The organism is Nocardiopsis ansamitocini (assembly GCF_030268225.1).
Taxonomy (GTDB): Bacteria; Actinomycetota; Actinomycetes; order Streptosporangiales; family Streptosporangiaceae; genus Nocardiopsis_D; species Nocardiopsis_D ansamitocini.
In genome coordinates this window covers 166,969-180,811 of sequence record NZ_BSQG01000006.1, presented here as the reverse complement: position 1 = coordinate 180,811, position 13,843 = coordinate 166,969, and the positions used below count along the sequence as shown (strand labels likewise).

At 65.1% G+C, this 13,843-nt stretch carries 21 protein-coding genes and 1 pseudogene; all 22 read right to left on the bottom strand.

Annotation, left to right across the window (positions count from 1 at the left end):
* Positions 1 to 537 (bottom strand): 50S ribosomal protein L6, encoded by a 537-nt coding sequence (rplF, locus tag QSJ59_RS18040; protein WP_285760786.1) that lies wholly within the window; start codon positions 535 to 537, stop codon positions 1 to 3.
* Between the two features lie 16 nt (positions 538 to 553).
* The gene (rpsH, locus tag QSJ59_RS18035; protein WP_285760785.1) at positions 554 to 952 is read right to left on the bottom strand and encodes a 30S ribosomal protein S8; all 399 of its coding nucleotides are present in this window, start codon (positions 950 to 952) and stop codon (positions 554 to 556) included.
* Positions 953 to 1,208: 256 nt separating this feature from the next.
* A complete protein-coding gene (locus QSJ59_RS18030) occupies positions 1,209 to 1,394 on the bottom strand; it encodes a type Z 30S ribosomal protein S14 (protein WP_067964592.1) in 186 nt (61 codons plus the stop codon).
* 11 nt (positions 1,395 to 1,405) lie between these two features.
* A complete protein-coding gene (gene rplE, locus QSJ59_RS18025; protein WP_285760781.1) occupies positions 1,406 to 1,981 on the bottom strand; it encodes a 50S ribosomal protein L5 in 576 nt (191 codons plus the stop codon).
* Positions 1,981 to 2,286 carry a 50S ribosomal protein L24 gene (rplX, locus tag QSJ59_RS18020; protein ID WP_285760780.1) on the bottom strand — a complete coding sequence of 102 codons (306 nt, stop codon included), beginning with the start codon at positions 2,284 to 2,286 and terminating at the stop codon, positions 1,981 to 1,983. Before rplX ends, rplE begins: the two co-directional genes overlap by 1 nt.
* A 3-nt stretch (positions 2,287 to 2,289) precedes the next feature.
* On the bottom strand, positions 2,290 to 2,658 hold the full coding sequence (gene rplN / locus QSJ59_RS18015) for a 50S ribosomal protein L14 (protein WP_285760779.1): 369 nt from the start codon (positions 2,656 to 2,658) through the stop codon (positions 2,290 to 2,292).
* Between the two features lie 124 nt (positions 2,659 to 2,782).
* A complete protein-coding gene (gene rpsQ / locus QSJ59_RS18010; protein WP_285760778.1) occupies positions 2,783 to 3,064 on the bottom strand; it encodes a 30S ribosomal protein S17 in 282 nt (93 codons plus the stop codon).
* Entirely contained in the window at positions 3,061 to 3,318 is a 258-nt protein-coding gene (rpmC, locus tag QSJ59_RS18005; protein ID WP_285760776.1) for a 50S ribosomal protein L29, read from the bottom strand. Before rpmC ends, rpsQ begins: the two co-directional genes overlap by 4 nt.
* Entirely contained in the window at positions 3,318 to 3,734 is a 417-nt protein-coding gene (gene rplP, locus QSJ59_RS18000; RefSeq protein ID WP_285760775.1) for a 50S ribosomal protein L16, read from the bottom strand. The genes rpmC and rplP overlap by 1 nt, the downstream gene beginning before the upstream one ends.
* A 3-nt stretch (positions 3,735 to 3,737) precedes the next feature.
* On the bottom strand, positions 3,738 to 4,544 hold the full coding sequence (gene rpsC / locus QSJ59_RS17995) for a 30S ribosomal protein S3 (RefSeq protein WP_285760774.1): 807 nt from the start codon (positions 4,542 to 4,544) through the stop codon (positions 3,738 to 3,740).
* Positions 4,544 to 4,894: a 50S ribosomal protein L22 gene (gene rplV, locus QSJ59_RS17990; protein WP_285760773.1), complete on the bottom strand. Its 351-nt coding sequence runs from the start codon at positions 4,892 to 4,894 to the stop codon at positions 4,544 to 4,546. The genes rpsC and rplV overlap by 1 nt, the downstream gene beginning before the upstream one ends.
* A 78-nt stretch (positions 4,895 to 4,972) precedes the next feature.
* Complete coding sequence (gene rpsS, locus QSJ59_RS17985) at positions 4,973 to 5,251, bottom strand: 30S ribosomal protein S19 (protein WP_285760772.1); 279 nt, start codon at positions 5,249 to 5,251, stop codon at positions 4,973 to 4,975.
* Positions 5,252 to 5,263: 12 nt separating this feature from the next.
* The gene (rplB, locus tag QSJ59_RS17980; protein ID WP_285760771.1) at positions 5,264 to 6,097 is read right to left on the bottom strand and encodes a 50S ribosomal protein L2; all 834 of its coding nucleotides are present in this window, start codon (positions 6,095 to 6,097) and stop codon (positions 5,264 to 5,266) included.
* A gap of 55 nt (positions 6,098 to 6,152) precedes the next feature.
* Positions 6,153 to 6,443, bottom strand: a complete 291-nt coding sequence (rplW, locus tag QSJ59_RS17975; protein ID WP_285760770.1) for a 50S ribosomal protein L23 — start codon at positions 6,441 to 6,443, stop codon at positions 6,153 to 6,155.
* Positions 6,440 to 7,111: a 50S ribosomal protein L4 gene (gene rplD / locus QSJ59_RS17970; RefSeq protein WP_285760769.1), complete on the bottom strand. Its 672-nt coding sequence runs from the start codon at positions 7,109 to 7,111 to the stop codon at positions 6,440 to 6,442. The genes rplW and rplD overlap by 4 nt, the downstream gene beginning before the upstream one ends.
* Positions 7,112 to 7,114: 3 nt before the next feature.
* Positions 7,115 to 7,762, bottom strand: coding sequence for a 50S ribosomal protein L3 (gene rplC, locus QSJ59_RS17965; RefSeq protein ID WP_285760767.1), 648 nt, complete (start codon positions 7,760 to 7,762; stop codon positions 7,115 to 7,117).
* Between the two features lie 14 nt (positions 7,763 to 7,776).
* Positions 7,777 to 8,085, bottom strand: a complete 309-nt coding sequence (rpsJ, locus tag QSJ59_RS17960) for a 30S ribosomal protein S10 (RefSeq protein ID WP_013156110.1) — start codon at positions 8,083 to 8,085, stop codon at positions 7,777 to 7,779.
* Between the two features lie 209 nt (positions 8,086 to 8,294).
* The gene (tuf, locus tag QSJ59_RS17955; RefSeq protein ID WP_285760766.1) at positions 8,295 to 9,488 is read right to left on the bottom strand and encodes an elongation factor Tu; all 1,194 of its coding nucleotides are present in this window, start codon (positions 9,486 to 9,488) and stop codon (positions 8,295 to 8,297) included.
* 51 nt (positions 9,489 to 9,539) lie between these two features.
* Positions 9,540 to 11,654 (bottom strand): elongation factor G, encoded by a 2,115-nt coding sequence (gene fusA, locus QSJ59_RS17950; RefSeq protein WP_285760765.1) that lies wholly within the window; start codon positions 11,652 to 11,654, stop codon positions 9,540 to 9,542.
* 45 nt (positions 11,655 to 11,699) lie between these two features.
* Entirely contained in the window at positions 11,700 to 12,170 is a 471-nt protein-coding gene (gene rpsG, locus QSJ59_RS17945; protein ID WP_285760764.1) for a 30S ribosomal protein S7, read from the bottom strand.
* Positions 12,171 to 12,542, bottom strand: a complete 372-nt coding sequence (gene rpsL, locus QSJ59_RS17940; protein WP_133742145.1) for a 30S ribosomal protein S12 — start codon at positions 12,540 to 12,542, stop codon at positions 12,171 to 12,173.
* Positions 12,543 to 13,065: 523 nt separating this feature from the next.
* Positions 13,066 to 13,843 (bottom strand): annotated as a pseudogene (locus QSJ59_RS17935) (hypothetical protein); the annotation flags it as partial.

The window sequence follows — 13,843 nt, the reverse complement described above, 5'->3', positions numbered from 1 at the left end:
TTACTTACCAGCCTTTCCGGCCTTGCGGCGGATGTGCTCACCCTTGTAGCGCACACCCTTGGCCTTGTACGGGTCAGGCTTGCGCAGGCTCCGAATGTTGGCCGCCACCTGCCCGACCAGCTGCTTGTCGATTCCCTCGATGTGCAGCAGGGTCGGCTTCTCGACCTTGAAAGTGATGCCCTCCGGGGGCTCCACCACGACCGGGTGGCTGAACCCGAGAGCGAACTCCAGGTTCGATCCGCGGGCCATGACGCGGTAACCCACGCCGTGGATCTCCAGCGTCTTGCTGTACCCCTTCGAGGTGCCCTCGATGAGGTTGGCGATCAGCGCACGGGTCAGACCGTGCAGCGATCGCGTCTCCGGCTTGTCATCCGAGCGCGCGACCGTGATCTCGCCGTTCTCCTGCTCGACCGTGATCGGCAGGGTTACGGTGTGCTTCAGTTCGCCCTTCGGCCCCTTGACTTTGACGTCTTGCCCGTCAATCGTGACTTCGACGCCCTTAGGGACCGAGACCGGCAGTCGACCGATTCGCGACATGCTGAAATCTCTCCCTTTACCAGACGTAGGCGAGGACTTCGCCGCCCACGCCGTTCTTCTTGGCCTGCTTGTCAGTCATCAGGCCACCGGACGTCGAAATGATGGCCACACCAAGGCCGCCCAGGACCCGCGGAAGGTTGTCCTTCTTCGCGTAGACCCGGAGGCCGGGCTTGGAAACGCGGCGGACGCCGGCGATGGAGCGCTCACGGGTGGGACCGTACTTCAGGTCCACCACGAGGCTCTGGCCCACCACGGCGTCTTCGGCACGCCAGCCCTGGACGTACCCCTCCTGCTGGAGGATCTCGGCGATGTGTGCCTTGATCTTGGAATACGGCATCGTCACGGTGTCGTGATACGCCGAATTCGCGTTACGCAGACGCGTGAGCATGTCTGCGATCGGGTCGGTCATCGTCATGGCCGATTGGCCCTTCCTCGCTGTGGTTTCCCCAAGGACGGGTCTCTTCCTCTGAGCCCGTTCCCCCGCCTGGGGCGGGAGTTCCTCTAGGACCTACGGCGTGGTCATGGGCACGGTGACGTCGGTGCGCAGCACCCGTCACAGTGCCCTGTCGGTTGAATATGTGTTGCCGAGGCGACCGGACCCGAGGGGGAGGCCGCCTGCCTGCCGGCGAGCCCGGGGCCGGCCTGGATCAGGCCGGCCCGCGCAGAGCTCTTTACCAGCTGGACTTGGTGATGCCGGGCAGCTCGCCCCGGTGCGCCATCTCGCGGAAGCAGATACGGCACAGGCCGAACTTCCGGAAGACCGCGCGCGGACGACCGCACCGCGAGCATCGAGTATACGCGCGAACCTCGAACTTCTGCTTCCGGTTCGCCTTGGCGATGAGCGCCTTTTTAGCCATCTCTATCTCCCCTACGCTTCCTTGAAGGGGAAACCGAGCCGCTTGAGCAGGGCGCGCCCCTCGTCATCGTTGGTCGCCGAGGTGACGACCGTGATGTCCATACCGCGCTGACGGTCGACCCGGTCGGGGTCGACCTCGTGGAACATGACCTGCTCGGTGAGACCGAAGGTGTAGTTGCCACGACCGTCGAACTGCTTCGGGGACAGACCACGGAAGTCACGGATACGGGGAAGTGCCAGGGAGAGCAGCCGGTCCAGGAACTCCCACATCCGGTCGCCGCGCAGCGTGACGCTGGCGCCGATCGGCTGGCCCTCGCGCAGCTTGAACTGCGCGATGGAGTTCTTGGCGCGGTTGACCTTGGGCTTCTGGCCGGTGATCGCCGTAAGATCGGCGATGGCCCCCTGGATCAGCTTCGCGTCCCGCGCAGCCTCGCCGACACCCATGTTGACCACGATCTTCGTGAGACCGGGGACCTGCATGATGTTCTTGATGTCGAACTCGTCGCGCAGACCCGAGATGATCTCGGCGCGGTACTTCTCCTTCAGGCGCGGAAGCGCCGGAGCCTCGACCTCGTTCGTAACCGTCATCAGATGTCCTTACCAGTACGGCGGGAGATCCGAACCTTGGTTCCGTCTTCCTCGAAGCGGTAACCAACACGGGTGGGCTTGCCGTCCTCGACGAGCGCGACATTGCTCACGTGGATCGGGGCCTCGAGGGTAACGACCTCGCCCTGCTGGCCGCCCGCCTGGTTTGCCTTCTTGTGCTTCTTGATGAGGTTGACGCCCTCGACGACGACACGCTGCTCCTTGGGGATGGCTCGCTTGACCTTCCCCGTGGCGCCCTTGTCCTTGCCGGCGATGACGACGACCTCGTCGTCCTTCTTGATCTTCATCGCCTAAAGCACCTCCGGCGCCAGCGAAATGATGCGCATGAACTTCTTGTCCCGCAGCTCGCGGCCCACCGGGCCGAAGATACGGGTGCCTCGCGGGTCCCCACCGTCCTTGATGAGCACGGCGGCGTTCTCATCGAAGCGGATGTAGGAGCCGTCGGGCCGGCGGCGCTCCTTGGTAGTGCGCACGACAACGGCCTTGACGACATCGCCCTTTTTAACGCCGGCGCCGGGCATGGCGTCCTTAACGGTCGCCACGATCGTGTCACCGATACCGGCGTAGCGCCGACCCGAGCCACCGAGTACACGGATGGTCAAGATCTCCTTGGCCCCCGTGTTGTCGGCGACCTTGAGTCGCGACTCCTGCTGAATCACGTCTGCTCCTGATATATGCGCGCGGGTTCACGACCCGCGCTTGCTAGGTGGTCCACCCCACTGCGGCGGCCGATCTCCACGAATCGGCCGCCGGCCGGGGGTCAGGGATCGCGTCTGCGAACCCTTACTTAGCCTTCTCCAGGATCTCCACGACGCGCCAGCGCTTAGTCGCGGAAAGCGGCCGGGTCTCCATCACGCGGACCCGGTCACCGATTCCGGCGGAGTTCGCCTCGTCGTGGGCCTTGTACTTCGTGGTGCGGCGGATGACCTTGCCGTAAAGCGGGTGCTTCACGCGGTCCTCCACCTCCACGACGACGGTCTTCTCCATCTTGTCGCTGACCACGTAACCTTCGCGCACCTTGCGGTAGTTACGCTCCTGGTCCCGCGTCACTGCGTTGTCGCTCATTCGGCTGCTTCCTTCGTCTTCTCAGCCGACTCGCCGGCAGCAAGTGACACGATGCCCAGCTCGTGCTCCCGCATCACCGTGTAGATCCGAGCGATCTCACGCTTGACGGTGCGCAACCGGCTGTGGTTGTCCAGCTGCCCGGTGGCGGCCTGGAAGCGGAGGTTGAACAGCTCTTCCTTCGCCTCTTTGAGCTTGCCGACCAGGTCCTCAGAGGACTGGTCGCGCAGCTCAGTGGCGGTCAGGGACTTAGCCATTACTCCCCCGCCTCTCGCTTCACGAACTTGCACTTCATCGGCAGCTTGTGCATCGCCCTGCGAAGAGCTTCCTTCGCGATGGGCTCCGGCACACCCGCCAGCTCGAACATCACACGTCCGGGCTTGACCGGAGCGACCCACCACTCCGGGGAACCCTTACCGGAACCCATGCGGGTCTCGGCGGGCTTCTTCGTCAGCGGGCGGTCCGGGAAGATCGTGATCCAGACCTTTCCGCCACGCTTGATGTGACGAGTCATCGCAATACGCGCGGACTCGATCTGTCGGTTGGTGACGTAAGCGGACTCCAGAGCCTGGATTCCGTACTCACCGAAGTTGACCTTCGTACCACCCTTTGCGTGCCCCTTGAGGCTGGGGTGGTGCTGCTTGCGGTGCTTGACCCTACGGGGAATGAGCATGGGTCAGCTCCCCTCGTTTCCGGTCTTCTCAGCGGCAGGCGCGGTCTCGGCCGGAGCACCGGCCTTGCCCTCGGCCTGACCACCGCGACGACGACGCTGCGGGCGCTCGCGACGCTGTCCAGCGCCGCCGCCACCGCCACCGGGCGCGCGCTGCGCGGCCTGGGCCGCCTCGCGCTCGGCCCGAGTAGCGGGAGCCTCACCCTTGTAGATCCACACCTTCACGCCGATGCGGCCGAAGGTGGTGCGGGCCTCGAAGAAGCCGTAGTCGATGTCGGCGCGCAGCGTGTGCAGCGGCACCCGACCCTCGCGGTAGAACTCCGAGCGCGACATCTCGGCGCCGCCGAGACGACCGCCGCACTGGATACGGATGCCCTTGGCCCCGCTCTTCATCGCGCTCTGCATCGCCTTGCGCATGGCCCGGCGGAACGCGACTCGGCTGGACAGCTGCTCCGCAACGCCCTGCGCAACCAGCTGGGCGTCGATCTCGGGGTTCTTGACCTCGAGAATGTTCAGCTGGACCTGCTTCTTGGTCAGCTTCTCGAGGCCGGCCCGGATACGGTCGGCCTCCGCACCACGGCGGCCGATGACGATGCCCGGCCGGGCGGTGTGGACGTCGACGCGGACGCGCTCACGGGTGCGCTCGATCTCGACCTTGGAGATCCCGGCGCGCTCCATGCCGCTGGTCAGCATCTTGCGGATGGCTACGTCTTCCTTGACGTAGTCCTTGTACAGCTTGTCGGCGAACCACCGGCTCTTGAAGTCGGTGGTGATACCGAGGCGGAACCCGTGCGGGTTGATCTTCTGCCCCACTATCGGGTCCTTTCGCTCTCACGCGGTCCGACGACCACGGTGATGTGGCTCGTACGCTTGGTGACCCGGAACGCGCGGCCGAAGCCCCGCGGGCGGATACGCTTCAGTGTCGGTCCTTCGTCCACCCACGCACTGCTGACGACCAGCGACTCGCGCTCCAGCTTGTCGTTGTGCTCGGCGTTGGCGATGGCGCTCGCGAGCACCTTGCCCACCGGTTCACTTGCCGCCTGAGGCGCGAACCGGAGCACCGCCTGAGCCTCGCCAGCGGGCAGCCCGCGAATAAGGTCCACCACTCGGCGGGCCTTCCGGGGCGTAACGCGGACGAACCGCGCTTGTGCCCTCGTTCCCATCGCTTTTCCCTCGCTCACGGAATTCTCACCCCCACGCACCGTGGGGAATTGGTTCTGAATCGACCAGAACAGCAGCCGTTAACGGCGGCTGCGGCGGTCTTCTTTGACGTGGCTACGGAAAGTGCGCGTGGGAGCGAACTCGCCGAGCTTGTGGCCGATCATCGAGTCCGACACGAACACGGGAACGTGCTTGCGCCCGTCGTGGACGGCGATCGTGTGCCCGATCATCTCCGGGATGATCATGGAGCGACGGGACCACGTCTTGATGACGTTCTTGGTGTCCTTCGCATTCTGGTCCTCCACCTTTTTGAGCAGGTGGTGGTCGATGAAGGGACCCTTCTTAAGGCTACGTGGCATCAGACGTGCTCCTTACCGCTTCTTCTTGGAACGCCGACGCACGATGAGCCGGTCGCTGGCCTTGCCCTGCTTGCGGGTACGGCCCTCGGACTTACCCCAAGGGCTGACCGGGTGGCGACCACCGGAGGTCTTACCCTCACCACCACCGTGCGGGTGGTCGATCGGGTTCATGGCCACACCGCGGACGGTCGGGCGCTTGCCCTTCCACCGCATACGGCCGGCCTTGCCCCAGTTGATGTTGGACTGCTCGGCGTTGCCGACCTGTCCAACGGTCGCCCGGCAGGTGACCTCGACCTGGCGCATCTCACCGGAAGGCATACGCAGCGTGGCGTAGGCGCCTTCCTTGGCGAGGAGCTGGATCTGCGATCCGGCCGACCGGCCCAGCTTGGAGCCGCCGCCCGGCTTCAGCTCGACCGCGTGCACGAACGTACCCGTGGGGATGTTGCGCAGCGGGAGGCAGTTGCCCGGCTTGATGTCGGCCGTGGGGCCGTTCTCGATCTTGTCGCCCTGCTTGAGGCCGGCGGGCGCCAGGATGTAGCGCTTCTCGCCGTCCACGTAGTGCAGGAGGGCGATCCGCGCGGTGCGGTTCGGGTCGTACTCGATGTGCGCGACCTTGGCCGGCACGCCGTCCTTGTCGTGACGACGGAAGTCGATCACGCGGTAGGCGCGCTTGTGGCCGCCGCCCTGGTGGCGAGCGGTGATACGGCCGTGGCCGTTACGCCCACCCTTGGAGTGGAGCGGACGGACCAGGGACTTCTCCGGGGTCGAGCGCGTGATCTCGACGAAGTCGCTCACGCTCGATCCGCGGCGACCCGGGGTCGTCGGCTTGTACTTACGAATGCCCATCTTCTTCGCGCATTCCTTTACGTGTTACTTGAGACGAAACGGCACAGCGGGTGGATCAGACTCCGAAGATGTCGATCCGGTCGCCGTCCTTGAGGCTCACGATCGCGCGCTTGGTGTCGGGACGCTTCCCGAAACCGAACTTGGTGCGCTTGCGCTTGCCCTGACGGTTGATCGTGTTCACGGAGGTGACCTTCACTTCGAAGATCTTCTCGATCGCGATCTTGATCTGGGTCTTGTTGGCGTCGGGCCGGACCATGAACGTGTACTTGTTCTGGTCGATCAGGCCGTAGCTCTTCTCGGAAATCACCGGTTCGATGATGATGTCCCGAGGGTCGGGGATCCTCACTGGTCGTCCTCCTGAGACGCCGTGGCCTTGGCGCCCTGGGCGTGCGCCAGGAACTCCTCGTAACCGGCCTCGGAGAACACGATGTCGTCCGCGTACAACACGTCGTACGTGTTGAGCTGGTCGGCGTCGAGGATGTGCACCTCGGGCAGGTTGCGCAGCGCGACCCGGTTGTGCTCGTCGGCGTGCGCCAGGACGACCAGAACCTTGTCGGACTGGGTGATCGTGCGCAGCGCGGTCAGAGCAGTGCTGGTGCGCTTGGTGATGACGTCCTCGGCGAGGAACTCGCTGATGACGTGCACGCGGCCGTGGTTGGCCCGGTCGGAGAGGGCGCTGCGCAGGGCGGCGGCCTTCATCTTCTTGGGCGTCCGCTGGCTGTAGTCGCGCGGCTTGGGGCCGTGCACCACGCCACCGCCGGTGAACTGCGGAGCGCGGATGGAGCCCTGCCGGGCGCGACCGGTGCCCTTCTGGCGGTACGGCTTCTTGCCACCGCCACGGACCTCGCCGCGGGTCTTGGTGGAGTGCGTGCCCTGACGGGCAGCAGCCTCCTGCGCGATGACGACCTGGTGGATCAACGGGATGTTGACCTGTCGACCGAAGATCGCCTCGGGAAGCTCAAGGCTGCCCTTGGCCGCGCCGCCGTCGGGGTTCTTGACCTCGATGGTCGCCATGACTTACTTCTCCCCCTTCGCGGCGGTGCGAACGAGCACCAGGCCGCCGTTGGGGCCGGGAACCGCACCCTTGACCAGAATGAGGCCCTTCTCGGTGTCGACCGAGAACACGGTGAGGTTCTGGATGGTCTTGCGCACGTTGCCCATGCGACCGGCCATCCGCAGGCCCTTGAACACGCGGCCGGGCGTGGCGCAGCCGCCGATGGAACCGGGAGAGCGGTGCTTGCGCTGGGTACCGTGCGACGCGCTGAGGCCCTTGAAGCCGTGACGCTTCATGACGCCGGCGAAGCCCTTGCCCTTGCTCTTGCCCGTGACGTCGACCCGCTGGCCGACCTCGAAGATGTCGGCGGTGATCTCCTGGCCAAGCGAGTACTCGCTGGCGTCGGAGGTCCGGACCTCGACGTAGTGGCGGCGGGGGGTCAGCTCGTGCTTGCGCAGGTAGTCGCCGAGCGGCTTGTTCACCTTGCGCGGGTTGATCTGGCCGTAGCCCAGCTGCACGGCCGAGTAGCCGTCGGTCTCCGGGGTGCGCACGCGAGTCACGACTGACGGAGTGGCCTTCAGGACCGTCACCGGCACCATCTTGCCGGCGTCGTCGAAGACCTGGGTCATGCCGAGCTTTTCGCCCAGAACTCCCTTGATCTGCTTGGTCATGTCTTCAGCGTCCCTTAGAGCTTGATCTCGATGTCGACGCCGGCCGGAAGGTCGAGTCGCATGAGCGAGTCGACGGTCTTCGGCGTCGGGTCGATGATGTCGATCAGCCGCTTGTGCGTACGCATCTCGAAGTGCTCGCGCGAGTCTTTGTACTTGTGCGGCGATCGGATTACGCAGTAAACGTTCTTCTCCGTCGGCAGCGGCACCGGGCCAGCAACCTGTGCGCCAGTACGCGTCACAGTTTCGACGATCTTACGCGCCGAGCTGTCAATGACCTCGTGGTCATAGGCCTTGAGCCGAATGCGGATCTTCTGTCCCGCCATGGTGGCCTTTTCGTCCTTCGCTTCAGTGTCCGTAGAGGCGCGATGCCTTGGGACTTGCCCTTCGCCTTTTGAGGCTCTATTCACCTGAGAAACTGCTACAGGGCTGTCCCCTGAGGTGGCATCACCGCTACAGAGCCCGATGACGTCCTTCATGGTGCGGGCGGTCGAGTCAGATCTGACGGACTCGACCGCCCGCTACTACAGGCGTGCTACTTGAGGATCTTGGTAACGCGACCCGCGCCCACGGTCCGGCCACCCTCACGGATGGCGAACTTGAGGCCCTCCTCCATGGCGACCGGCTGGATGAGCTCAACGGTCATCTCGGTGTTGTCGCCGGGCATAACCATCTCGGTGCCCTCGGGCAGCGTGACGACGCCGGTGACGTCGGTCGTCCGGAAGTAGAACTGCGGACGGTAGTTGTTGAAGAACGGCGTGTGGCGGCCGCCCTCGTCCTTGGACAGGATGACGACCTGGCCCTCGAACTGGAGGTGCGGGGTGGTGGTGCCCGGCTTGATGACAACCTGGCCGCGCTCGACGTCCTCGCGCTTGATGCCGCGCAGGAGGAGGCCAACGTTGTCGCCGGCCTGACCCTGGTCGAGCAGCTTGCGGAACATCTCGACGCCGGTGACCGTGGTGGTCTGCTTGTCTTCCTTGATGCCCACGATGTCGACGGTCTCGTTGACGTTCACGATACCGCGCTCGATACGGCCGGTGACGACCGTGCCGCGACCGGTGATCGAGAAGACGTCCTCGATCGGCATCAGGAAGGGCTTCTCGACGTCACGAACCGGCTCGGGGATGTTCTCGTCCACGGCGGTCATGAGCTCGAGGATGGCCTCGCCCCACTTGGCGTCGCCCTCCAGCGCCTTCAGCGCGGAGACGCGCACGACCGGCAGGTCGTCGCCGGGGAACTCGTACTCGCTGAGGAGCTCACGGACCTCGAGCTCGACGAGCTCGAAGATCTCCTCGTCGTCCACCATGTCGGCCTTGTTCAGGGCCACCACGATGTAGGGCACGCCGACCTGGCGGGCCAGGAGCACGTGCTCCTTGGTCTGGGGCATCGGACCGTCGGTCGCGGCGACGACCAGGATGGCGCCGTCCATCTGCGCGGCACCGGTGATCATGTTCTTCACGTAGTCCGCGTGACCGGGGCAGTCGACGTGCGCGTAGTGACGCGACTCCGTCTGGTACTCCACGTGAGCGATGGAGATGGTGATACCGCGCTCGCGCTCTTCAGGGGCCTTGTCGATGTCCTCGAAAGGCGTGAAGGGGTTGAGGTCCGGGTAAGCGTCGTGCAGAACCTTGGTGATCGCCGCGGTAAGAGTGGTCTTACCGTGGTCAATGTGACCGATGGTGCCGATGTTTACGTGCGGCTTGGTCCGCTCGAACTTGGCCTTCGCCACTGGATTTCTCCTAGACGTACGGGTTGCTTAGCTGACTGATTACGTGTGCGGCTATTCGCCGCGGACCTTCGACACGATTTCTTCCGCGACGTTGGTCGGGACCTCCGCGTAGGAGTCGAACACCATGGTGTACTGCGCTCGACCCTGCGTACGGCTGCGCAGGTCGCCCACGTAGCCGAACATCTCCGACAGGGGGACAGTGGCCTTGATGATGCGGGCGCCGGAGCGCTCGTCCATCTGCTGGATCTGACCCCGTCGGCTGTTCAGGTCGCCGATCACATCGCCCATGTAGTCATCGGGCGTGGTGACCTCGACCGCCATGACCGGCTCAAGGAGAACCGGCTTGGCCTTGCGCGCCGCTTCCTTGAAAGCCATGGAACCGGCGACCTTGAACGCGAGCTCGGAGGAGTCGACGTCGTGGTAGGCGCCGTCCTGCAGAGTCACCTTGACGCCCACGAGCGGGTAGCCCGCCATGATGCCGAACTGGGCGGCTTCCTGGCAACCGGCGTCGACCGAGGGGATGTACTCCCGCGGAATCCGGCCACCGGTGACCTTGTTCACGAACTCGTAACCCGCACCGTCGCCATCGGCGTCGGCGGTGATGGGCTCAAGGTCGATGATGACGCGACCGAACTGGCCGGAGCCACCCGTCTGCTTCTTGTGGGTGTACTCGACCTTCTCGACCTTCTTGCGAATGGTCTCGCGGTAGGCCACCTGGGGCTTGCCGATGTTGGCCTCGACCTTGAAGTCGGTGCGCATCCGGTTGACCAGCACCTCGAGGTGCAGCTCGCCCATGCCGGAGATGACCGTCTGGCCAGTCTCCTCGTCGGTCTTGACCTGGAAGGACGGGTCCTCCTCGGCCAGACGCTGGATCGCGATGCCCAGCTTCTCCTGGTCGCTCTTGGTCTTGGGCTCCACCGCGACCTCGATGACCGGGGCGGGGAACGTCATCGACTCGAGGACGATCGGGGACGAGGGGTCGCACAGGGTCTCACCGGTCGTGGTGTCCTTGAGGCCCATGACGGCAACGATGTCACCGGCGCCAACCGAGGCGATCTCCTCGCGCTTGTTGGCGTGCATCCGGTAGATCTTGCCGATGCGCTCCTTGCGGCCCTTGATGCTGTTGAGCACCTGGGTGCCGGCCTCAAGACGACCGGAGTAGACACGCACGTAGGACAGCTTGCCCAGGTGCGGGTCGCTCATGATCTTGAAGACCAGGCCGGACAGCGGCTCGTCCTCGCTCGGCTTGCGCGAGAGCTTGGTCTCCTCGCTCTCGTCCTTGGGGTCGTGACCGACGATCTCGTCGATGTCCAGGGGCGAGGGGAGGTAGGCGACGACCGCGTCGAGCAGGGGCTGGACGCCCTTGTTCTTGAAGGCCGTGCCACAGAGCACGGGGATGGCCGTGCCGGCGAGGGTGGCGCGACGGATCGCGGGGACGATCTGCTCCAGGGTGGGCTCCTGCCCCTCCAGGTACAGCTCCATGATCTCGTCGTCGGCGTCGGCCAGGATCTCGATCAGGCGGTCGTGGCCCTCGCGAGCGGCATCGACGTGCGTGTCCGGGATCTCGATGGTGTCGTACATCTCGCCCTTGGCGGCCTCGTCACTCCAGACGTAGGCCTTCATGCGGACGAGGTCGATGACGCCCTTGAACTCGGACTCGGCACCGATCGGAAGCTGGATGGGGAGCGGGTTGGCCCCCAGCCGGTCGGAGATCATGTCGACGCAGCGCTGGAACTCGGCGCCGATCTTGTCCATCTTGTTGACGAAGCAGATCCGCGGCACGTTGTACCGGTCGGCCTGGCGCCACACCTGCTCGGACTGGGGCTCGACACCCTCTTTACCGTCAAAGACGGTGACCGCGCCGTCGAGCACACGCAGCGACCGCTCGACCTCGACCGTGAAGTCGACGTGGCCGGGCGTGTCGATGATGTTGATCGTGTGGTCGTCCCAGTGAGTGGTCGTCGCGGCCGACGTGATCGTGATGCCGCGCTCCTGCTCTTCCTTCATCCAGTCCATGGTGGCTGCGCCATCGTGGACTTCACCGATCTTGTAGCTAACACCGGTGTAGAAGAGGATCCGCTCGGTCGTCGTGGTTTTGCCCGCGTCGATGTGCGCCATGATCCCGATGTTGCGGACCTTGGCAAGGTCAAGAGCAGTGGTAGCCATGTGGCTCGTCTTCTCTCGGTCTCTCGTATCGAAAAGCCGCGGGGATTACCAGCGGTAGTGAGCGAAGGCCTTGTTGGACTCGGCCATCTTGTGGGTGTCCTCGCGACGCTTGACAGCGGCGCCCAGACCGTTGCTGGCGTCGACCAGCTCGTTCATGAGGCGCTCGGTCATGGTCTTCTCGCGACGGGCGCGGCTGTACTGGACGAGCCAACGCAGCGCGAGGGTGGTGCTCCGCGACGCGCGAACCTCGACCGGCACCTGGTAGGTGGCGCCACCGACACGGCGGCTGCGCACCTCGAGGGCGGGCTTCACGTTGTCGAGCGCACGCTTGAGAACAACGAGCGGGTCCTGCCCGGTCTTCTCGCGAGCGCCTTCCAGGGCCTCGTAGACGATGCCCTGGGCAATGGAGCGCTTACCGTCCAGCAGCACCTTGTTGATCAGGGAGGTGACCAGGGGGGATCCGTATACAGGATCGGTGATCAGCTGGCGCTTCGGCGCCGGACCCTTGCGCGGCATTTACTTCTCCTTCTTGGCGCCGTAGCGGCTACGCGCCTGCTTGCGGTTGCGGACACCCTGGGTGTCGAGCGAGCCGCGGACGATGCGGTAGCGAACACCCGGAAGGTCCTTCACACGACCACCGCGGACCAGGACGATGCTGTGCTCCTGGAGATTGTGGCCGACACCCGGGATGTAGGCGGTGACCTCGATCTGGCTGCTCAGCCGGACACGAGCCACCTTACGAAGGGCGGAGTTCGGCTTCTTCGGCGTGGTCGTGTAGACACGCGTGCACACGCCGCGACGCTGGGGACTCCCCTTAAGCGCCGGGGTCTTGTTCTTAGAAACCTTGGTCTTCCGGCCCTTACGGACCAGCTGCTGAATCGTGGGCACCGCGTCTCCGTCTTCCCTCTTTGACCTACGCCGGCTCGATAACCAAACCGCTGCGCTATCGACCTGCTGGATTTCCCGTTCCCCCCGACCCACGCACTCGGGCGTGTCGCGCTCGAATCCACGCATGGCGGCACCGAATACGCCCGACCTGGTGGTCGATTGTCATGGGAGGAGGTGTCACGCGCCGCTCTTGCCTTCGCCGCCCGCAGGAACAGCCGGCAGCGAGACGTAAAAAGCGCACACGTGTGACCCGTAGACTCACGGGCACGAAGTTAAAGAGTACCTAATTTGAACCACCTGGTCAAAACGACGGTGGAAACGTTGGTACCCATACCTCGCAGCCTCATGCTGCCGTAGGTCTCTTCCAGTGTACGGCCTGTCAAGAGTGGTCGCGTTGATTTCCGGGTTCCGCGCAGACGATCCCCTTTACCATGCCGCACCCCCCACTGCGTCCCACCACGCCGGCGCTGCACGACCGGAGGGGCCGGGCGATGCGCCCGGCCCCTCCTGAACAGTCGACTCCCTAGAGCAGGACGTACCCGACCCCGGCGGCGATGCTCACCGCGATGCCGACGAAGGCGAGGGTCGTGCCGGTCTTGACCAGCTGCTCCCCTTCGAGGGTTCCCCGCGACTTGCGGATGTTGCGTCGCGCCTTCGGTCCGAGGACCAGCGCTATCGCGGCCAGCAGCAAACCCAGGCCGGGGATGAGCGAAAGAGCGCCGAGCCAGACGGTCGCCGTGGCCAGTCCATCGGTCTCAGGCCAGACCTCGATGTTGTCGTATCCGGGGTACTCCGAGTCGAGGTCGCCGCCCAAGGGCCCACTGAAGCCGGGGAACTCTTCGGAGATCTTGTCCCGCTTGCGACCACGACCGCGATTCTCCGGCAGCGGCTCCGGATAGTAGCGGTCATCGACGTCGTCGTCGTAGTCGTCGCCGGAGGCCGGTTCCCGGTCGTCGACGTCGTCGTACCGTGCCCGGGAGCCGTGCCGACCACCGCGTCCTTCCTCGTCCTCCTCGTCGTCCGCTCCGAGCACCGGCATCGCCTGGGTGCCCTCGCCGGCGTCGAAACGGTCCGCGTCCAGACCGTCCGGATCGTCATCCCGTCCCTCGTCCCCCCGGGCCGAGGGGGAACCGTATCCCAGCTCGTCGTAGTCGGCGTCGGCGTCCATCCGCCGGTAGCCGTCATCGGCCGGGCCGTGGGAGGAGGCGTAGCCGGGCCCGTCGTAGGAATCCGCTCCACGGGCATCACGACGGTCGTCGTACCCGAGCCCGTCGTCATACTCCCGGTCACCACCCGACGCC